Below are 19,770 nucleotides of genomic sequence, written 5' to 3' on the forward strand. Positions count from 1 at the left end.
AGTAAATGTTAACAACAGGAGCTTCCATCAAAAATCTCTTAGTATTAATTTAATCTTTTGATAAAATAGCTTTAACTGTCCTCTTTAAGAAATAAAATTTCTTTGTACCTCAACTTTTTGGTTATTCAAAAGGCAAAATTAACGATGAAAACAATTTTAAGTAATTCAAACATGAAAAACAACATGAAACTTACAAAATTCTTATTCCTTTCTCTTTTAGCTACCTTATTTGTTAGCTGTGGAGATGATGATGAAGGTACAACAACAGAACCTGTATCTGACCAAACTAAAAGTGGTGAATTAACTGCTGACGAAACTTGGACTAGCGACCAAATTTATCATTTAGATGGTAAAGTAATCGTTGCTGACGGCGTTACTTTAACAATCGAAGCTGGTACAATAATCAAAGGAATGGAAGGACAAGAAACTTTAGCTTCTGCTTTAGTAGTTGACCAAGGTGGTACACTTATTGCTGAAGGTACTGCTTCTAATCCAATTATCTTTACTTCTGAATTAGATAATATAGAAGTTGGTGAAACTGAAGGAACAAACTTAACAACTGCAGATAAAGGTTTATGGGGTGGTGTTATCATTTTAGGATACGCTCCAATCTCTGTTTCTGGAGATGTTGAAACTGCTCAAATTGAAGGTATCGCTGCTACTGAGTCTTACGGACAATATGGAGGAAATAATCCTGCTGATAATTCAGGATCTTTAAGCTATATTTCTATTCGTCACGGTGGTGTTACTATCGGTGATGATAACGAAATCAACGGATTATCTTTAGGTGGTGTTGGTTCTGGTACTTCTATCGATCACATCGAGATTGTTGGTAACCAAGATGACGGAATCGAGTTCTTTGGTGGAACTGTAAGCGTTTCTTATGCTATTATTTACGATCAAGGTGATGATGGATTTGATACTGACCAAGCTTGGGCTGGTACTTTAGATAACGGTATGGTTATCTTAGGATCAGGTTCAGGTACTGCATTAGAATTAGACGGGCCAGAAGGATCTGCTACTACTGAAGATGGTCACACTATCAAAAACGTTACTTTAATTGGTGCTGGTGATAGCAAAATGGCTGACTGTAGAGACGGTCTTATCGCTAACTTAGAAAACATCTTAGCTTATAACTTTAGCGCTAGCGGAACTGTTAAAATTAACGGTGCTGATGCTGCTACTGAATTATCTGCTGATAGAATTACTTTCTCTAACTGGGAAATTGTATTACCTTCAGGTATTACTTCAGTTGACGAATTAATTAGTGGTGATTACACTGCTGGTGATGAAACTAAATTTACTGATAACGCAACTGCTATTGCTGACGCTGCTTCTGCAACAGTTGGTGCTACTCCATCAGGTTATTCTTGGACTTACGCTGCATCTAAAAGTGCATTCTAATCTAAGGATATACAACATAAATTAAGGCAACATCCAAAGGCAATAATATTGCCTTTGGATGTTGTCATTTTAAAAACTAAAACACGTTATTCAACCTCACATGTTAAAGAATTTTTGCTTTTTATTATCTATAGCACTCCTACCTTTGTTTGCTGCTGCACAACAAGGTACTGTAACTGGTAAAGTAATTGACGGCGAATTTAATGATGTATTACCATTTGCCAATGTAACCGTAAAAGGAGATTCATCTAAAGGAACAACCTCAGATTTTGACGGGGTATATTCATTATCATTAGATCCGGGAACCTATACATTAGTGTTCTCTTTTATTGGTTATAACTCTAAAGAAGTGACCGATGTAGTGGTAAAAGCTAACGAAACGTTAGAATTAAATACCACATTAGGTATGGCCTCACAAGCTCTAGATGAAGTTGTAGTTACTACAACGGTACGTAAAAACACTGAAGTATCTGTACTTAATTTCCAGAAAAAATCGGTTACCTTATTAGATGGTTTATCTATGGAAGGTATTAAAAAAACAGGGGCTTCTAGTATTGCTTCTGCTATTAGAACCGTTCCTGGAGTTTCTGTTCAAGATGGTAAGTTCGTATACGTACGTGGTTTAGGTGACCGTTATACAAAATCTATCTTAAACGGTATGGATATCCCAGGGTTAGACCCAGATAAAAACACCGTTCAAATGGATATATTCCCAACAAGTATCTTAGAAAATATTATTGTTGTTAAATCTGCTTCAGCTGATTTACCTGCCGATTTTACAGGCGGGGTAGTTAACATTGTAACTAAAGATTTCCCTTCACAAAAACAATCATCATTATCATTTTCTGTAGGATATAACCCAGACATGAACATGAAAAGTAACTTTTTAAGTTATGATGGAGGTTCTACAGACTTCTTAGGATTTGATGATGGAACTAGAAAAATGCCTATTTCTGCAAATACAAATGTTCCTTCTCCTCCAGGAGATAATGGTACTTTAGAAGGTATTACTCGTTCATTTACACCTAACATGGCTGCTAAAGAAAAAACTTCTTTACCAAACTTTAGTTTTGGGTATAACTATGGTAACCAATACGACCTAAAAAATGGAAATAAATTAGGTATTATTGCTTCATTAGATTACAAAAACAAAACTACTTTTTATGACGATTTTCAAAATGGAATCTATGTAAAATGGAGTGAAAGTAATCTTTACGACTTACGCGCAGATAGAACCAGAACAGGTGCTAATGGTACCAACTCTGTTTTACTTTCAGGTTTAGCAGGGTTATCTTATAAAACTGAAAAATCTAAATATCGTTTTAATGTACTTCACATCCAAAATGGTGAAGATAGAGCGGCCATATACAATCAGGTTACAGAAGTATCAAACGTAGTTACAACTCTTAAACATTACTTAGAGTACAAACAACGTTCTGTTACTAACATTTTATTATCTGGTAAACATTCTTCTGAAGATGCTTCATTCACTACGGAATGGGCACTTTCTCCTACCTTAACTAACGTTCAGGATAAAGATGCAAAATTAACTACCTTTATTGATAATGGTGATGGTACATATATGATTAGTTCTGATGCTGGTTTCCCAGTTAGATTATGGAGAGATTTAAAAGAGGTTAACCTTATAGGTAAATTAGATTTTACAAAATCGTACGACCTGTTTAAGAACAAATCTCAATTAAAATTTGGTGGATTGTACAGCTACAAAAACAGAAATTATACAATCTACAATTATGATGTAGCCTTTAGAGCTATTAATACAAATATTTTTGATGGTGACCCAGATGCGATTTTATCATATGATAATGTATGGACACCAGCTACCAACAGCGGTTCGTATATTAGAGGTAACTTCCAGCCAATTAACGACTTTGAGTCTACTCAATCTACAGCTGCAGGTTATGTATCTAACGAATTTAAAGTAACTGAAAAGTTAAAGGCTGTTGTAGGTTTAAGGGCGGAATATTTTACAACATTATTTACAGGTACTGATGGTTCTACTGAGTTAAACAATGAACAAACATTAGACGTATTAGATTTATTTCCTTCTGCAAACTTTATCTATGGGTTAAACGATAACAGTAACATTCGTTTATCTTACTATAGAACTACTGCAAGACCTAGTTTTAAAGAAAAATCATTTGTTCAAATCCGTGATTTATTAAATGGTTTATTATTCTTAGGTAATATGGATCTTGTACCTTCTTACATTAACAATATGGATTTACGTTATGAGTTCTTTGGTAATCAAGCACAAATGTTTGCTATAAGTGGTTTCTATAAGGACTTTAAAAATCCTATTGAGGTTGTTGCCTATGACCAAACGGTACCTGACCAAATTACCCCAAGAAACTCTGAAGCTGCTAGGGTAATGGGAATTGAACTAGAGGCTCGAAAAAACTTTGGTTTTATTACCAAAGGACTAGAAAACTTAAGTCTTAATTTGAACGTTTCCGTAATTGATTCTAGAATTGACATGGCTACAGAAGAATATGAAGCACGTGTTACTTATACCAGAGATGGTGAAGAGGTAAAAGATTACAGAAAATTACAAGGGCAATCTCCTTACCTAATTAATACTGGTTTAACTTATAACAGTGATAATGCTGGTTTAAAAACTGGTGTATATTACAACGTACAAGGAAAAACTTTGGAAGTTGTTGGTAGTGCAGGTCAAATTCCTGATGTATACACAATGCCTTTTCATAGTTTCAACTTCAACTTTTCTAAAACTTTAGATAAAGATAAAAAATCTAAAATCACCTTTAAAGTTGAAAACATCTTAAATGAAACTAGAAGAAGCCAGTACGAATCATACAACGCTGCAAATGAAAACTTCTCATTTAGAGCTCCTGGTACTACATTTACTTTAGGATACAGCATGAACTTCTAACATTCTTTTGAATTAGCTTGATTTAATAAAAATCAAATTTGAATTACTAATATATAAAGAGGGATTATTACTAATCCCTCTTTTTTATTTGGCTTCACCTTAGCACATTTTATAATTGCCTTTTACTACCTTTGCTACAAAATACCGCACATGTTAAAGGTTTCTAATGTATGCTTCTCATACGATGCTAAAAAGGTTTTAAATAATATTTCATTTTCTGTAAATCAAGGAGAACATATTGCCATTGTAGGCGAAAGTGGCTGTGGTAAAAGTACCCTGCTAAGGTGTTTATATGGGTTATACGATTTAGATGAAGGTGAACTAGCCTACAATAATGAGAAAATTTTGGGACCTGCCTATAATCTAGTACCCGGAATGGACTTTATGAAATACCTGGCACAAGATTTTGACCTGATGCCTTTTATCACCGTAGCAGAAAACATTGGTAAGTACCTTTCTAATTTTTATAAAGAAGAAAAACAGATACGCATTAAGGAACTACTAGACATGGTAGAAATGACACCTTATGCCAATGTAAAAGCCAAACTACTAAGTGGCGGACAAATGCAACGGGTAGCACTTGCTAGAGCTATTGCTAGAGAGCCAAAAGTATTATTACTAGATGAACCCTTTAGCCATATAGATAGCTTTCAGAAAAATCGCTTGCGCCGTAATTTATTTCGTCATTTAAAAGAAGCTAACATTACGTGTATTGTAGCCACCCACGACCGAGAAGAGTCGTTACCGTTTGCCGACAAAATATTGGTTATGAAAGCCGGAGAGACACTTTCTTATGACACACCCAACACTATATACAACACCCCTAAAAACAAGTACACAGCCGCTTTATTTGGTGATATAAACGTACTAAACAAAAAAGACTTTGGTGGTTATGATGAAGAATTGATTTGCTACCCACACCAAGTACACATCGTACAAGAAAACGGAACCCCAGCCACTGTAAAAGAATGCTACTACAGAGGTGCCGATTATTTGGTAATTGCCGAATTAACTAACAAGCAACAAGTGTTTGTGGAAACAAAAAAGCAATTTACCCTAAACGACACAATTTTAATAACCATCTAGGGACTAGATTTATGTTACTCAATAATTGAGATTAAATGCTCCGAGACTTATCTCGAAATAGAAATGTTATGCTTACTAAACGCTTCGTGGACTTGCCCCAAAGTAGTTTACCAAATATTTTTAACCACAAGCTGCTTCCCCATAAAAGACAACTCATCACCTTCATTAGCACCTAGCAAAGCCTTGCCTACCGGAGATATTGCAGACACCACAAAATAGCTAGTGCCTTCATACTTTAGTATGCCGTGGCTCACAGCAATAAGATAAGTTCCTAAATTGGTATCTACCAAAGTACCTAACCGTACTCTTTGCGTATCTTTTTGAGTAGTATTGAGTAACTTATGGATGGTCTGAATATCGGTTTGAACCTCTAATACTTTATGTCCGGTTTTTTCCATTTCTAACTGTACCATTGCTCTACCGGTTTCATGCTTATCACCAGCAGTACTCTTAGTCTCAGAAAACAACGACTCTTTTAAATCGGCTAGTGTAGCTTCTAAAGTGGTTAGTTTACCTATAAGATGCGTTTTACAGCTCGCTAATAACTCAATCTTTCTTTTTTGCATCCTTGTATTTATCATAATCTAACTTACCCCCATGAAAACGCATTTGTTGTAATACCCATGCAATTCTTCTTTTAATATACCGTGTTGGTGGGTTGGCTTTATAATTTCTTGGATTTGGTAAAATGGATGCTAATGCAGCAGCATTACTTTTAGAGAGTTTACTTGCGGGTCTTATAAACCAGTATTGCGAAGCTGCTTCTACCCCAAAAATACCATTACCCATTTCAATACTATTCAGATACACCTCCATAATACGTTCCTTGGGCCATATTAACTCTATTAAAAGAGTAAAATATACACCAAACCCTTTTCGAACCCAACTACGATCGGGCCATAAAAAAACGTTTTTAGCAGTTTGCTGACTAATAGTACTTGCTCCCCTCTTTTTAGTCCCTTTCTTATTATAGTCCATGGCTTGTTCTATAGCCAAGAAATCAAACCCATGATGTTTTAAAAAATTCTGATCCTCACTACATACCACCGCTAAATCCATATGTTTAGAAATGTATTTACGCGGAACCCAATCATGTTTAATTTCAAATGCATCGTTGTCACGATTTTCATAGGCTCTAATAGCCATTAACGGGGTATATGGCACCGGTACAAACCTATATAAAGTTACCCATAGAACGGTAACTACTACAAACCAAAAAAAAAGCTTTAACAAAAAGCGAAAGAGTTTCTTCATATATTATAACGATTCTAATGCTGCTAATTCTTTACCAATTAAGGTACCAATAGCAATACCCATACCACCTAAACGTACACCACAAAACACATTATCAGACATTGCCTTTACAATTGGGCGCTTGGCAGCACCAACTCCCATAATACCGCTCCATCTATGGGCTACTTTAAATTCAGTATCGGGTAAAATAATTACCCTTAATAATTCCTCCAGCTTTTCTTGTATTAGGATGGTCTGCGCCATGTGCGTAGTGGTTTCGCCCTGCAAATCTAAATGTCTTCCGCCACCAAACAAAATCCTATCATCAACATTTCTAAAATAATAATACCCCTCTTCTATATGAAACGTACCTTTAATTTTTAATTCTGGAATAGGTTCTGTAATTAACACCTGAGCACGGGCAGGCTTAACCTCAGTTACTCCTAAATCGCCTGCATACCCATTGGTAGCAATAAATACTCGTTTTACTTTTAAATCAAATGCATTAGTGGTTATACTCACCTCACTACCTAAATCTTCAACACCTTCAACAATAACACTATTCAGTACTTTTATATCTTTAGCATAGGCAATTTTTAGTAAAGACGCCATCATTTTACCGGTATCTAACTGCCCCTCTAAGGTATTGCTCATATAATACTCCTGAATGTTTCCGAAATTAAAAACATTCGCTTCTTCTTTAAAAATTTCTTGCTTAAAATAAGGTTTCAAAAGATTGTTTACACGGTCTCTTTGTTCTAGGCACGACTCATAAAACTCAGGATTGCCTTTCGGGAAAATCTCATAGCCTCCATATTGCTTATAATCCATAGCCTTGTCTCCTACCAAATGTCGTAATGCCTGTAAACCTTCCCATCTACTTCTTGCCAAGTGTATCATTTCTTCCTCACTGTGCGTATTCATATCATCTAGTAACTCAGACAAACTACCAAAACAACCAAACCCAGCATTTTTGGTACTGGCACCTTGTGGCAGCATACCCCGCTCTAAAATTATGATAGAAGCATTCGGATACTTTTCGCGCAACGCTATAGCACAATTTAAACCTACAATACCGCTTCCTACAATCGCAAAGTCAATATTCTGAATCCAATTTTTTAATTCCCAATAGCTAAACATAACAATACATTTTCTATTAAAGATAGAAATTAAACATCAAGATTCCTTCTTGACGATTACTTAATTAATAATTTTAACGGGGATTTATCAGTATCGCTAAGGTTTAACTTCCCTGTAAAAGTAAAGACATTATTATCAGCAGGTTGCGATTTAATTTCAATATCCTTCACTTCTTTCACATAAGGTTTTATAAATACAAGGTCTTTATACTCCGCAAGGTTTCTAAAATTAGCATACAAATAAAAAGGCAATCCATACGTAGCAACATCTTTCTCATTCTCATTTACATTAGTCGAAATAATAATATTACCCCTATCAGATGACTTAGTAAAGAACGTATACAAAGGAAAAATATCACTAGCTAACATACTATCTTTTAGCACCCCCTTATCGGTAAGATAGCTCATTAAGCCATTCACACTATTGCTCTTTAAACTCATGGTTATGCTAGGAACCTCCTCTTGTGTAATGGTCTTTACTTCTACCTTTTCAAAATCATCGTTATAATCATAAGTGATTACCGATTTCTCTTGTAACGTTGTACCCTCTACATTTACTTGAATACCGCTAGCATATTTAGCCATTACATTGGCAACTGAAACCCCTGTTTCCCCTATAGGCAATGTATGTTGCTTTAGCAACGGAATACCGTTCATACTAAGATAAAACGCCCTTGTAGTATCTGTCTGTATCTCCGCTAAAGTATTGTAACTTTTAGCCCCTTTAAAACTATTCTTTACGCTTCCGTTAAACGAAATAAATCCTTTCTCAAATTCAAACGTACATACCGGGCCTTCCTCTGTTAAAATCACTATATCATCATCTACACTTTTAAGCATCTTCAGATACAACTCATTAGTCAACTGCTTCCCTTCCACCAATAACGAATCAAATACATCTGTAACACTTTCCTTGGTAGAGCTATATGAAAGTACTAGTCGATCCTCAGTAAACGCCACACGAAAACGACCATCGTTATTTTTTAAAAGACTATATCCTTTATCTGATGCTTCTCTTTTCAGTTTATACTTTTTGATTAGATAGATTGATAAATCTGCACTGTCTGCAACTGGTAAAGACGTAAATAATGTTGTTGCCTTTTTACCTTTTACCGTATAAACAAATACATTAGCTGGGTAATACACCCCTTTATTAAGCTTCTTCTCCTTTTTCTCTTTCTTACTGCTACCACCAAGGTCACCAAACTCCCCAAAGAAATAGTCTATTGCCAAATCATCTACGGGTATTTTTACAATAACGTCCGCATTATAAGCAATTGCCTGTTTATAGGAAAGCCTTTCCCTAATCATTAGCACACCATAAAACAGCAAGAGCAGTCCTGCACATAGCAAAACCGCTCTTGTTAATACCTTTTTTAATACCTTCATTTATCTAGGCATATTTTGTATCATATCGAAAAAATACTCCATTGCATTTCCTTTACCAGCCGGATATGCCCACTCAATTTTATTCGTTATTGTATTTCCTTTCATTTTAGAAGTCTCCATAGAAAGAGATCCAAAATTATCTAACATATAAATAATTACCTTCATTTGGGCAATCCCCATATCTTCAACCGGTAATTCCTGTGCTAACCTTGAACCATCAAAATACGCTGCAAACTTATTTTTAGTAAGCATTGATTTATGTTCATCTGTTAAATACGGAACAAAAGTACCTGAAGCTATTTGGGTTGCCTCCTCTTTAGAGTTACTAATAAATACAATACCATCTTTAATAATTACATAAACAGACATTGGAAAATCAGGAATTTTAAAATCATAATAGCCATTCTCATTAGTAATCACCTGCTTCTTAACCCCATATGCAATTAGCTTGTTTAAAATAGACGGATTATCTGAAGATAACATAATTAACATTTCGGGTATCTTCTCCATTTTGGTTTCCTGAATTTCTTCAGATTCCCATGTCTCTTCGTTATACTCATAGGTAGTATACGTAACTTCTCTTTCATTGATTCCATTAAACACTACAACACCATCACCGTTTATTAGCTCTCCAATAGCTTTCTCATCTAAAATTAGTGAAAATGCCTCTGTAGCTATATCCACCAACTCTTTGTCTACATAAGGTATATTAGGCATACTCCTTGAAACAATACCAGGATACTCCTTCAATATATTTTCCGTATTTATTGCCATTGCAGCATATCCTATAGCCTTGTCCTCATTAATATAATTAAGAAACTTATCATTCAAATCACGATCATAAATTCCTTTATAATAATCGGCCATTTCATCATTTAACCTAGTAGCCAGAGTTAACTCAATATTAGTATCATTAAGATAAAGATTTACTCCATTAGACATTCCTTCATAGGCATTTAAAAGATTCTTACTCATCCTCATTTGAGGCAATCCTAATTGATCCATCCATGGTTCTAAAATAGTTGTAAAATCATCTATATAAATAGATAATTCAGCTTTATCATCTATAGACTTCTTAAAATCCTTATTTCTTATAATAGAAGTATCCTTACTACCTCTAATTATTTGTTTTGCCTTTTTAAATGACCACGCAGTTGTTAGCATCCCTTTAATACTATCGTTAGCGGATACTTCCATGTGATAATGATTATATTCAGCAGCATCGTATTCCATATCTTCCTCATAATCTATATCCTCTTCATAGTCTACATTTTCTACCTTTTCAACCACCACGTACGTATCTGGCTCCTCTATTTCCTCGGTAATTTCTATTTCCTCTGTTTCATCACTAGGCTCATCAACCGCTTCTTTAACCAATACCATTTCAACATCTGTATCTAAAGAATCGCTTTGGATATAATTATCCCAAGAAAACTCTTTTTCCGCCTCAAGACCATAACGTTCAATTACCTCATCTTGCTTAAAATATGAGGATACTAAAGCACCATAAACAAACACAAAATACTCTTTACTCCATACTATAGATACCTCTATATCTTTAGATTCAATAGTGTGTAATTCTTGCTCTTGTACTATTTCCATATGAGATGCCGTAGTAATAGCACTCTCTAATTTGTTATGATTTTTTATAGGTAAAACCACCACATTGTACATAATACTATCATTAGATTGTAAAAAGTACTGTGCTGACCCTTTTAAATCTAGTCCTACATCTTTAAAAGAAGACCCAATGCCCATTTGCTCTAATTGTGGTAAAATCATTTTACCCAAAAGCGATTCTTCTAATTGCTTTATCGACATAAGCTCTAGTAAGTTTCCACTATTTGCAGAAACTACCACCTTGGCATTTGCAGGCACTTTTTCAATAGTCTCCTGAGCATTTATAAACACAGTAGTACCCAGCAATAAAAATGCGATTAACTTTTTCATAATTAATTGGTTAGTTGAATTTTATTTTCAATTGTTGATGCTCCGCTAACAATATCCATAATCGGAGTTTTCATCATCATAGCTTTTTTAGATTTAGATAATCTGGCTGTTCTATTACTAAAAGATTTAACAGTATTATCAAACCTGTAAATAAGAGTATAACTAGCATTATCTAGTACCTTTTTATCATCATCTTTCAATGACCTAACAGAGTTTTTAAGATTATCCTTAAATCCATAATATCTAGAAAAAAGTTGTTTTCCCACATCAAAGCTATATGATTTAAACGTTCCTTTAGAACGTTGTTTATCCCATAACTTTTGTACAAAGTCATTGATATTAGCCACTTCTTTAAAGTCGCAACTTAACGATACTATATATGAGTCTAAATTTAGCTTATATGTTACATTAGAGATCCCTTCAGAAGCATTTAAATCGCTTACCAACTCTTCTATGTGCTCTTTAATATCTTTCTTAGAAGGCACCTTATGCCCCTGTATAGTGTCTAATAACATAACAGACGCCAATTTACTCTTACTCTGACTAGCATTTAGAGTAAGCTGTAAATTACCGGAACCATCTTTATGTAAGCTTAGTTCTTCTATAATTTCAAAACAGGAAGTGGTACTTATAAGTAGTACAAATAAGAAAAGTAATCGAAAAAAAAATGGTCTCATAGCGTCAGATAATCTTTCCAAAGATAAAAATTTACCTGAACATAATAAAAAAAAGCCCCAAGATGGGGCCTTATTATAGTATATTATTCTTTTTCTTTCATAGTAAATGTTTCCATAAACTTAGTGGTATAATTACCCGAAACATATGCCGGATCATCCATTAATTGTCTATGGAACGGGATAGTGGTTTTAATACCTTCTATCACAAACTCATCCAATGCTCTTTTCATTTTATTGATAGCTTCTTCTCTGGTTTGCGCAGTAGTAATAAGCTTAGCAATCATTGAGTCGTAATTTGGTGGTATCACGTAATCACTATAAACGTGTGTATCTAAACGAACTCCGTGTCCGCCTGGTGCATGCAACGTAGTAATCTTACCAGGAGACGGTCTAAAATCATTATACGGATCTTCTGCATTAATTCTACATTCAATAGAGTGTAATTTAGGGAAATAGTTTTTACCAGAAATTGGCACTCCCGAAGCAACTAAAATTTGCTCACGAATCAAATCGTAATCAATTACTTGTTCCGTAATAGGGTGCTCTACCTGAATACGGGTATTCATTTCCATGAAGTAGAAGTTTCTGTGCTTGTCTACTAAAAATTCAATAGTACCTGCACCTTCATATTTAATATACTCAGCAGCCTTCACTGCCGCTTCTCCCATTTGCATACGCAATTCATCTGTCATGAACGGAGAAGGTGTTTCTTCTGTTAATTTTTGGTGACGACGCTGAACAGAGCAATCTCTTTCAGATAAGTGACACGCTTTACCAAATTGATCACCCACCACCTGAATTTCAATGTGACGAGGTTCTTCAATAAGTTTTTCCATGTACATACCATCATTTCCAAAGGAAGCAGCTGCCTCTTGTCTGGCACTTTCCCAGGCTTTTAAGAGCTCTTCTTTCTTCCACACGGCACGCATCCCTTTACCACCACCACCGGCAGTAGCTTTTAACATTACAGGGAACCCCATGTTTACGGCAAGGCTTTCGGCCTCCTCATAAGACCCAATGATACCATCTGATCCTGGAACTGTAGGTACCCCAGCGGATTTCATAGTAGCTTTAGCGGTAGCCTTATCCCCCATTTTATCAATCATATCTGCAGATGCGCCAATAAACTTAATTCCGTGCTCAGCACAAATTCTTGAAAAATTAGCATTCTCAGATAAGAAACCATAACCAGGGTGAATTGCATCGGCATTCGTAATTTCTGCTGCTGCAATTATATTAGGTATCTTAAGGTATGAATCTTTACTAGGACCGGGACCAATACAAACAGCTTCGTCTGCAAATCGTACGTGAAGACTTTCTGCGTCTACCGTAGAATATACAGCTACCGTTTTAATACCCATTTCTCTACAAGTTCTAATAACTCGTAAAGCAATTTCTCCCCTGTTAGCTATTAATACTTTTTTAAACATCTTTAGAAATCTTAAATGTTAATTGTTATTTTTTTAAATACTTCGTATCCGGTATGTGTTGACTACCGAACGAATACAATCATTTAAAATTCTTAAGATGGATCTACTAAGAATAAAGGTTGATCGAATTCTACTGGACTTGAATCGTCGACTAATACTTTAACAATTTTACCAGAAACCTCAGATTCTATTTCGTTAAATAGTTTCATAGCTTCAATTACGCAAAGAACATCTCCCGTAGAAATAGAAGTACCAACTTCTACAAATGCAGGCTTATCAGGAGAAGGCTTTCTATAGAATGTACCTATGATAGGAGATTTTACAGTAATATATTTAGCATTATCATCTTCTTTGCTTGGTGCAGGTGCAACAGGCGCGGCAGGTGCAGCTGGCGCAGCTTGAACAGGTGCCTGAGCCATTGGCTGTGCCATAGGCATTTGCTGAAATACCACTCCTTCAGCTTTAGCATCATCAGCACCAGTTTTAATGGTAATTTTTACATCCTCCATCTCCAGTTTTACTTCACTGGCGCCAGATTTGGCAACAAATTTAATCAGATTTTGAATATCCTTAATATCCATAATTTTAGGTTTTGTTTTAAGAATTATAAGCCCATTTTAAATAAATAGACCCCCAAGTGAACCCTCCACCAAAAGCAGCAAAGACTAAATTATCGCCTTTGTTTAGTTGCTTCTCATAATCGTTAAGTAATAAAGGTAACGTTGCAGAGGTAGTATTTCCGTATTTGTGTATGTTAATCATTACTTTATTCTCTGAAACCCCCATACGCTGGGCAGTTGCATCAATAATACGTCTGTTGGCCTGGTGCGGTACTAACCATGATACATCTTCTTGTGTAAGCTGGTTACGCGTCATTATTTTTTCGGCCACATCAGCCATGTTAGAAACAGCATGTTTAAATACGTTTCTTCCATCCTGAAATACATAATGTTGTTTATTCTGAACAGTTTCTAAAGAAGGTGGTAATAAAGATCCTCCTGCTTCAATTTTCAAGAATTCTCTTCCAATACCGTCACTTCTTAAGTACTCATCTACAAATCCGATGTGTTCGTCATTAGGCTCAAACAATACCGCTCCCGCTCCATCACCAAAAATGATACAAGTAGCTCGGTCTGTATAATCTAATATAGATGACATTTTATCGGCACCAATTAATAATACCTTTTTATATCTTCCGGATTGGATGTAGCTAGCAGCTGAAGACATTCCATACAAAAAGCTGGAACATGCCGCTTGAAGATCAAAAGCAAATGCATTTACAGCACCTATTTCAGAGGCCACATATGCTGCAGTAGCAGCTACGGGCATATCGGGTGTAGCAGTAGCCACAATTATTAAATCTATTTCTTCCGCTTTAATGCCTCTCTTCTCCAAAAGATTTTCGGCTGCTTTAATAGCTAAAAACGAAGTTCCTTTAGAAGAATCTTTCAAAATTCTTCTTTCTTTAATACCAGTTCTAGTGGTTATCCACTCGTCGTTAGTATCAACCATTGTCTCTAAAATGGCATTGGTTAATACGTAATCAGGCACATAAGCTCCTACAGCGGTAATAGCTGCTGTTATTTTATTCATACAAATAGTTTTTCAAAAAAAGCAAAACAGGCGCAAAATTAGGTGAAAATAGTAAAAAATCACCAATTTTCTTTGCAAAAAGAGTTTTTTTCAATCACTTCCGTATCTTAACAAAAAACTCTCACAAATGTGAGAGTTTTTTCAATGCTTTTTTAAAAATTAAGCTACTTCTTCCTCAGTGTTATCAATTAACACTTGACCTCTGTAATATAATTTTCCTTCGTGCCAGTGTGCTCTGTGATAAAGGTGAGACTCTCCTGTAGTAGGATCAATAGCTACTTGAGGAACAGATGCTTTGTAGTGCGTTCTTCTCTTATCTCTTCTGGTTTTTGATATCTTTCTTTTAGGATGTGCCATCGTTCAATCTTATTTATCCGTTAATAGTTTTTTTAGCGTATTCCATCGAGGATCAATATCATCCTCTTCATTTGTCTCATTTTGTTCTTTCGGCTGAAGCTCTTCAAGCTTCTCTAATATCTCCGATGATAATGTCCCATTTTCTACTCCTGGATGAACACGTTTTACAGGCACCGATAACACAATCATTTCATATAAGTATTGTGCTATATTTACCTGATATTCTCCATGAGGAATAATGAGCATTTCTTCATTATCGTCATTATATTCTTCACCAAACTTAACTACCAGTAAAAGATTACCTTTTATAGGCAAATCAAAAGGTTCACTGGAAACATCGCAATTTACATTTACAGTACCCTTCGATTTAAAATGCAACTCAAGCATCGAGTTTTTCTTATCTAAAACTACCGATACTTCAATTCGTGCTTCGTTAAATTCAGTAAAATCAAATAACTCAAAGAACTTATTATCAATCGAATACCGAAACTGATGTTTTCCTTCTTTTAAACCTACAAAAGGAATAACATATTCCTTAAATTTATCCATCTCAACAACAGTTTAGAGCATGCAAAGATATAAAATTTTATTTATGCTGATAATTTTATCAACATTTTTTTACCTCCATTGTTAATTATCGGCTTTAACTAATGGGTTTGCACTTAGTAATTTATAATCTTTTCTATTTCTATATATCTTAATAGCTGCAAAAACAGCCTCGGCAAATGACGATGCATCGGCCTCTCCTTTACCTGCAATTCCATATGCAGTTCCGTGGTCTGGGGAGGTTCTCACTTTACTTAAACCTGCGGTATAGTTAACCCCTTTTCCAAAAGAAAGGGTTTTAAAAGGTATTAATCCCTGATCGTGATAGGCAGCAATTACGGCATCAAACTGTTCATAAGAGTCAGACCCAAAAAAACTATCTGCCGCATATGGGCCAAAAACCATTTTACCACTCTCAAATAATTTCTTAATGGTTGGTTTCATTACCACATCATCTTCATTACCTATTACACCATTATCTCCACTATGCGGATTAATTCCTAACATAGCAATTTTTGGCTTACGAATAGAAAAATCTTGAATCAAACATTTTTCCACCGTTGCAATTTTCTTTTCAATAAGCTCTGCGGTAATAGTCGCTGCTACATCCTTTACTGCAACATGATCTGTTAGTAAACCAATACGTAGCGTATCAGATATCATAAACATTAAACTATCTCCTTCTAACTCGGTAGCTAAATAATCTGTATGCCCCGGAAAATGAAATTCTTCATTTTGTATGTTCGATTTATTAATAGGTGCAGTTACTAACACATCTATCTCATCTGCCTTTAAAGAAGCTACTGCAGATTTTAATGACTGTAACGCCACTGTACCTCCTGCTTTTGTTTCTTGTCCAAATTCTACATTTGGCACATCTTTAATAGCATTTACAATATTTAGTTTACCATCTACAGCTTCAGATGCTTTTGCTATTCCAACAAAATTGGTACCTAGCTTGAATACTTTTTTCTGAAACGAAAATGTTTTGGTAGCACCAAAAATAACTGGTGTACAAAACTCCATCATTCTCGCATCTTCAAAAGTTTTTAGGATCACCTCTATGCCTATTCCATTTAAGTCTCCTATTGATATACCAACCTTTATTTTATTCTCTTTTTCACTCATATAATTATCTTTTCTTAAATAACGTCATTAACTCTCCAACAACATTTACTATTTTTGATTTTTAAAGCTAGTACAAAATTAATTAAATATATTAATAATATGTTTACCGGAATAATAGAACAATTAGGAATTGTTTCAGATCTTAAAAAAGAAGCTGAAAATTTACACATAACAGTAAAAACTCCATTAACCACCGAACTTAAAATAGACCAGAGTGTTGCTCACAATGGTGTTTGTTTAACCGTTGTTGGTATTGAAAGAGATACGTATACCGTAACTGCTATTAAAGAAACCTTAGACAAAACTAACTTAAACACCTTACAACTAGGCGATGAAATTAATTTAGAAAGAGCCATGATTATTGGCAATCGCTTAGACGGACATATTGTACAAGGGCATGTAGACCAAACTGCTGTATGTACAGATATAATTCCACAAGACGGGAGCACTGTTTTTAGCTTTGAGTATAATGCAGCATTAAAAAACATTACTATTGAAAAAGGATCTATAACTGTTAACGGCACAAGCTTAACTGTTATTAACTCACAAAAAAACAGCTTTAGTGTGGCTATAATACCTTATACTTTTGAAAACACCGTATTCAAAAATTTTAAAAAGGGAAGTATTGTTAATCTGGAATTTGATGTAGTTGGAAAATATATTGCCAGATTACAGCAGTTTAATTATTTGTAATAATTAAACTGCTCTTTGTTTACTTGTATAAACTTTAACTCCATATAGTAACCCAATAACAAATACCGGAATTACCCATGCATCAATTGGTAAACCCACAGGTACCGGAGCACTTGTTGGTTGCGGAACTGGAGGAATATTATCTCCAAAAACTGCCACACTAAAAAGCATAGCTATTAAAACATTTATCTTAGTACTCATATACATACAGTAACAAACTAAATACAAAATTAGAAATATTTTTAGACGTAGCGTTAAAAAATCGTCTAAGAACCATAAAATTTAGGTAAAGTTTATATTTCAATCGGTGAACAACAAATTATCCGTATCCGAAAAAAACATCGCTTTTCAGATTTAAAAACCACTATATTTTATTTATTCGTAATTTTTACCCCTATTTTCAATACCTCCTCTTAAAAAACACAAGATCATTTTTTCATTTTCATAAAATTGACTAGGATTTTAAAATAAAACCTATATATTTGTGTAATCGATTACACAAAACTTCGTTTATCATGACAAAACACGAATTTAGATATGCATCTCACCCTGTAGACGCCAGATCTTATGGAACAGATGAATTACGGAATCATTTTCTTATAGAAACCTTATTTACAGCAAACACTATTTCATTAACCTATTCTATGTATGACAGGTACATTGTGGGTGGTGCAATGCCTGCTTCAGAACCTTTAAAACTTGAAACCATTCCTTATTTAAAATCTGAAAATTTCTTAGATAGAAGAGAAATGGGAATTATAAATGTTGGTGGTAAAGGTAAGGTAACTGTAGATGGTGACGTTTTTGAACTTGCTAAAAAAGAAGCTTTATACATAGGTAAAGAATGTAAAGAAGTACTTTTTGAAAATGTAGACGGAGAACAAGCTTTATTCTATATCAACTCTGCTCCTGCTCATAAAAAGTTTCCAAATAAGAAAGTAGGGAAAGAAGATGCTGAAGTTATTGAACTTGGCGATGAAAAATATGCTAACAAACGTATCTTGAATAAATTATTGGTAAATAGTATTGTAGAAACCTGTCAGTTACAAATGGGACTAACAGAATTATTATCTGGAAATGTTTGGAATACCATGCCAGCACATACCCACAGCAGACGTATGGAGGCTTACTTCTATTTTGATTTAGAAGAAGGACAAACCGTTTCTCATTTCATGGGAGAACCAGAGCACACACGACACATTTTTATGCAAAGCAATCAGGCGGTATTGTCACCGGAATGGTCTATACACTCTGGTAGTGGCACATCTAACTACTCGTTTATTTGGGGTATGGCAGGTGAAAATCTAGATTACGGAGATATGGACTTTTGTGCACCTGATCAGTTAAAATAACAGTAAACAACTTCGGAGCATGTACACGAAGAATATATAAGAATCAAATTTAAATCTCGATTATCGAGCAAAACCAAAACCAAGCATGTATTTATTTGATCTTAAAAATAAAAGAGCCCTTATTACAGGAGCAACCCACGGACTAGGAATGGCGATGGCAGAAGGATTAGGAGATGCCGGTGCAGAGTTAATTATTACCAGCACCACGCCTTCTAAGATAGAAAATGCCTTAGCACATTACAAAGCCAAAGGGTATAAAGTATCGGGGTTCATATTTGATGTCACCGATGAAAAAGTAGCAGCCGAGAAGGTTGCCGAAATAGAAGAAACTATAGGAACTATAGATATATTGATTAACAACGCGGGCATTATTAAAAGGGTTCCTGCCGAAAACATGGAAATAGCAGATTTCAGACAGGTAATTGACGTAGATTTGGTAGGCCCCTTTATAATGGCTCAATTAGTAGGACGACGTATGATTGAACGTAAAGAAGGTAAAATCATAAATATCTGTTCTATGATGAGTGAATTGGGTAGAAATACGGTTTCTGCTTATGCCGCGGCTAAAGGAGGTTTAAAAATGCTTACCCGAAACCTAGCAACCGAATGGGCTAAACACAACATTCAGGTAAATGGTATAGGTCCGGGTTACTTTGCTACCTCGCAAACAGCTCCTATAAGACATGACGGACATCCGTTTAACGATTTCATAATAAACCGCACACCAACCGGACGTTGGGGTAACCCAGAAGATTTACAAGGAACTACCGTTTTCCTTGCTTCTAAAGCTAGTGATTTTGTAAACGGACAAATTATATATGTTGATGGTGGAATTTTAGCCACTATCGGAAAACCGAGTAACGAACAATAAAAGTTAGT

19 protein-coding genes are annotated in these 19,770 nt (G+C 35.0%); 6 read left to right on the forward strand and 13 right to left on the reverse strand.

The annotated features are described in order from the left end of the window. Nucleotides 1-183: 183 nt before the first annotated feature. The 3 genes from NBRC110019_RS12375 to NBRC110019_RS12385 all read left to right on the forward strand — a co-directional run bounded on the left by NBRC110019_RS12375 (nt 184) and on the right by NBRC110019_RS12385 (nt 5,404). On the forward strand, nt 184-1,404 hold the full coding sequence (locus tag NBRC110019_RS12375; RefSeq protein ID WP_281755302.1) for a beta-helix domain-containing protein: 1,221 nt from the start codon (nt 184-186) through the stop codon (nt 1,402-1,404). A 100-nt stretch (nt 1,405-1,504) separates the two neighbouring features. Further along, complete coding sequence (locus NBRC110019_RS12380) at nt 1,505-4,318, forward strand: TonB-dependent receptor (protein WP_281755304.1); 2,814 nt, start codon at nt 1,505-1,507, stop codon at nt 4,316-4,318. 150 nt (nt 4,319-4,468) lie between these two features. Then, nucleotides 4,469-5,404, forward strand: a complete 936-nt coding sequence (locus NBRC110019_RS12385; RefSeq protein WP_281755306.1) for an ABC transporter ATP-binding protein — start codon at nt 4,469-4,471, stop codon at nt 5,402-5,404. A gap of 107 nt (nt 5,405-5,511) precedes the next feature. Here NBRC110019_RS12385 and NBRC110019_RS12390 read toward each other — a convergent pair whose 3' ends face one another. The 12 genes from NBRC110019_RS12390 to pdxA all read right to left on the reverse strand — a co-directional run bounded on the left by NBRC110019_RS12390 (nt 5,512) and on the right by pdxA (nt 16,846). Then, nucleotides 5,512-5,970: a 3-oxoacyl-ACP synthase gene (locus tag NBRC110019_RS12390; protein WP_281755308.1), complete on the reverse strand. Its 459-nt coding sequence runs from the start codon at nt 5,968-5,970 to the stop codon at nt 5,512-5,514. Continuing rightward, nucleotides 5,951-6,658 (reverse strand): monofunctional biosynthetic peptidoglycan transglycosylase, encoded by a 708-nt coding sequence (gene mtgA / locus NBRC110019_RS12395; protein WP_281755310.1) that lies wholly within the window; start codon nt 6,656-6,658, stop codon nt 5,951-5,953. Before mtgA ends, NBRC110019_RS12390 begins: the two co-directional genes overlap by 20 nt. A gap of 3 nt (nt 6,659-6,661) precedes the next feature. Next, nucleotides 6,662-7,777, reverse strand: coding sequence for an NAD(P)/FAD-dependent oxidoreductase (locus NBRC110019_RS12400; protein ID WP_281755312.1), 1,116 nt, complete (start codon nt 7,775-7,777; stop codon nt 6,662-6,664). Nucleotides 7,778-7,833: 56 nt separating this feature from the next. Further along, complete coding sequence (locus NBRC110019_RS12405) at nt 7,834-9,165, reverse strand: hypothetical protein (protein WP_281755314.1); 1,332 nt, start codon at nt 9,163-9,165, stop codon at nt 7,834-7,836. Next, nucleotides 9,166-11,115 carry a hypothetical protein gene (locus tag NBRC110019_RS12410; RefSeq protein ID WP_281755315.1) on the reverse strand — a complete coding sequence of 650 codons (1,950 nt, stop codon included), beginning with the start codon at nt 11,113-11,115 and terminating at the stop codon, nt 9,166-9,168. Between the two features lie 2 nt (nt 11,116-11,117). Then, nucleotides 11,118-11,813, reverse strand: a complete 696-nt coding sequence (locus tag NBRC110019_RS12415) for a hypothetical protein (RefSeq protein WP_281755316.1) — start codon at nt 11,811-11,813, stop codon at nt 11,118-11,120. Between the two features lie 62 nt (nt 11,814-11,875). Continuing rightward, on the reverse strand, nt 11,876-13,222 hold the full coding sequence (gene accC, locus NBRC110019_RS12420) for an acetyl-CoA carboxylase biotin carboxylase subunit (protein ID WP_281755317.1): 1,347 nt from the start codon (nt 13,220-13,222) through the stop codon (nt 11,876-11,878). A 92-nt stretch (nt 13,223-13,314) separates the two neighbouring features. Next, nucleotides 13,315-13,803 (reverse strand): acetyl-CoA carboxylase biotin carboxyl carrier protein, encoded by a 489-nt coding sequence (gene accB / locus NBRC110019_RS12425; protein ID WP_281755319.1) that lies wholly within the window; start codon nt 13,801-13,803, stop codon nt 13,315-13,317. Between the two features lie 16 nt (nt 13,804-13,819). Further along, nucleotides 13,820-14,815 (reverse strand): beta-ketoacyl-ACP synthase III, encoded by a 996-nt coding sequence (locus NBRC110019_RS12430; protein WP_281755321.1) that lies wholly within the window; start codon nt 14,813-14,815, stop codon nt 13,820-13,822. Nucleotides 14,816-14,974: 159 nt separating this feature from the next. Beyond that, nucleotides 14,975-15,172: a 50S ribosomal protein L32 gene (gene rpmF, locus NBRC110019_RS12435; RefSeq protein WP_281755322.1), complete on the reverse strand. Its 198-nt coding sequence runs from the start codon at nt 15,170-15,172 to the stop codon at nt 14,975-14,977. A gap of 9 nt (nt 15,173-15,181) precedes the next feature. Beyond that, entirely contained in the window at nt 15,182-15,721 is a 540-nt protein-coding gene (locus NBRC110019_RS12440; protein ID WP_281755324.1) for a YceD family protein, read from the reverse strand. 81 nt (nt 15,722-15,802) lie between these two features. Then, on the reverse strand, nt 15,803-16,846 hold the full coding sequence (pdxA, locus tag NBRC110019_RS12445; protein ID WP_281755326.1) for a 4-hydroxythreonine-4-phosphate dehydrogenase PdxA: 1,044 nt from the start codon (nt 16,844-16,846) through the stop codon (nt 15,803-15,805). Between the two features lie 99 nt (nt 16,847-16,945). Here pdxA and NBRC110019_RS12450 point away from each other — a divergent pair, with 99 nt between their 5' ends. After that, entirely contained in the window at nt 16,946-17,539 is a 594-nt protein-coding gene (locus NBRC110019_RS12450) for a riboflavin synthase (RefSeq protein WP_281755328.1), read from the forward strand. Nucleotides 17,540-17,542: 3 nt separating this feature from the next. Here NBRC110019_RS12450 and NBRC110019_RS12455 read toward each other — a convergent pair whose 3' ends face one another. Then, nucleotides 17,543-17,740, reverse strand: coding sequence for a hypothetical protein (locus NBRC110019_RS12455; RefSeq protein ID WP_281755330.1), 198 nt, complete (start codon nt 17,738-17,740; stop codon nt 17,543-17,545). Nucleotides 17,741-18,054: 314 nt separating this feature from the next. On the opposite strand from NBRC110019_RS12455, the gene kduI reads away from it, so the two are divergent. Then, nucleotides 18,055-18,891 (forward strand): 5-dehydro-4-deoxy-D-glucuronate isomerase, encoded by an 837-nt coding sequence (kduI, locus tag NBRC110019_RS12460; RefSeq protein ID WP_281755331.1) that lies wholly within the window; start codon nt 18,055-18,057, stop codon nt 18,889-18,891. 85 nt (nt 18,892-18,976) lie between these two features. Beyond that, on the forward strand, nt 18,977-19,762 hold the full coding sequence (locus NBRC110019_RS12465) for a gluconate 5-dehydrogenase (protein ID WP_281755333.1): 786 nt from the start codon (nt 18,977-18,979) through the stop codon (nt 19,760-19,762). Nucleotides 19,763-19,770: the final 8 nt, after the last annotated feature.

This window comes from Neptunitalea chrysea (assembly GCF_027924145.1).
GTDB classification, from domain to species: domain Bacteria; phylum Bacteroidota; class Bacteroidia; order Flavobacteriales; family Flavobacteriaceae; genus Neptunitalea; species Neptunitalea chrysea.

What these genes read in the sequence shown, in the direction of transcription:
- NBRC110019_RS12375 (WP_281755302.1), top strand. Translation starts at nt 184, where the DNA reads ATGAAACTTACAAAATTCTTATTCCTTTCTCTTTTAGCTACCTTATTT.
- NBRC110019_RS12380 (WP_281755304.1), top strand. Translation starts at nt 1,505, where the DNA reads ATGTTAAAGAATTTTTGCTTTTTATTATCTATAGCACTCCTACCTTTG.
- NBRC110019_RS12385 (WP_281755306.1), top strand. Translation starts at nt 4,469, where the DNA reads ATGTTAAAGGTTTCTAATGTATGCTTCTCATACGATGCTAAAAAGGTT.
- NBRC110019_RS12390 (WP_281755308.1), bottom strand. Translation starts at nt 5,970, where the DNA reads ATGCAAAAAAGAAAGATTGAGTTATTAGCGAGCTGTAAAACGCATCTT.
- mtgA (WP_281755310.1), bottom strand. Translation starts at nt 6,658, where the DNA reads ATGAAGAAACTCTTTCGCTTTTTGTTAAAGCTTTTTTTTTGGTTTGTA.
- NBRC110019_RS12400 (WP_281755312.1), bottom strand. Translation starts at nt 7,777, where the DNA reads ATGTTTAGCTATTGGGAATTAAAAAATTGGATTCAGAATATTGACTTT.
- NBRC110019_RS12405 (WP_281755314.1), bottom strand. Translation starts at nt 9,165, where the DNA reads ATGAAGGTATTAAAAAAGGTATTAACAAGAGCGGTTTTGCTATGTGCA.
- NBRC110019_RS12410 (WP_281755315.1), bottom strand. Translation starts at nt 11,115, where the DNA reads ATGAAAAAGTTAATCGCATTTTTATTGCTGGGTACTACTGTGTTTATA.
- accC (WP_281755317.1), bottom strand. Translation starts at nt 13,222, where the DNA reads ATGTTTAAAAAAGTATTAATAGCTAACAGGGGAGAAATTGCTTTACGA.
- accB (WP_281755319.1), bottom strand. Translation starts at nt 13,803, where the DNA reads ATGGATATTAAGGATATTCAAAATCTGATTAAATTTGTTGCCAAATCT.
- NBRC110019_RS12430 (WP_281755321.1), bottom strand. Translation starts at nt 14,815, where the DNA reads ATGAATAAAATAACAGCAGCTATTACCGCTGTAGGAGCTTATGTGCCT.
- rpmF (WP_281755322.1), bottom strand. Translation starts at nt 15,172, where the DNA reads ATGGCACATCCTAAAAGAAAGATATCAAAAACCAGAAGAGATAAGAGA.
- NBRC110019_RS12440 (WP_281755324.1), bottom strand. Translation starts at nt 15,721, where the DNA reads ATGGATAAATTTAAGGAATATGTTATTCCTTTTGTAGGTTTAAAAGAA.
- pdxA (WP_281755326.1), bottom strand. Translation starts at nt 16,846, where the DNA reads ATGAGTGAAAAAGAGAATAAAATAAAGGTTGGTATATCAATAGGAGAC.
- NBRC110019_RS12450 (WP_281755328.1), top strand. Translation starts at nt 16,946, where the DNA reads ATGTTTACCGGAATAATAGAACAATTAGGAATTGTTTCAGATCTTAAA.
- NBRC110019_RS12455 (WP_281755330.1), bottom strand. Translation starts at nt 17,740, where the DNA reads ATGAGTACTAAGATAAATGTTTTAATAGCTATGCTTTTTAGTGTGGCA.
- kduI (WP_281755331.1), top strand. Translation starts at nt 18,055, where the DNA reads ATGACAAAACACGAATTTAGATATGCATCTCACCCTGTAGACGCCAGA.
- NBRC110019_RS12465 (WP_281755333.1), top strand. Translation starts at nt 18,977, where the DNA reads ATGTATTTATTTGATCTTAAAAATAAAAGAGCCCTTATTACAGGAGCA.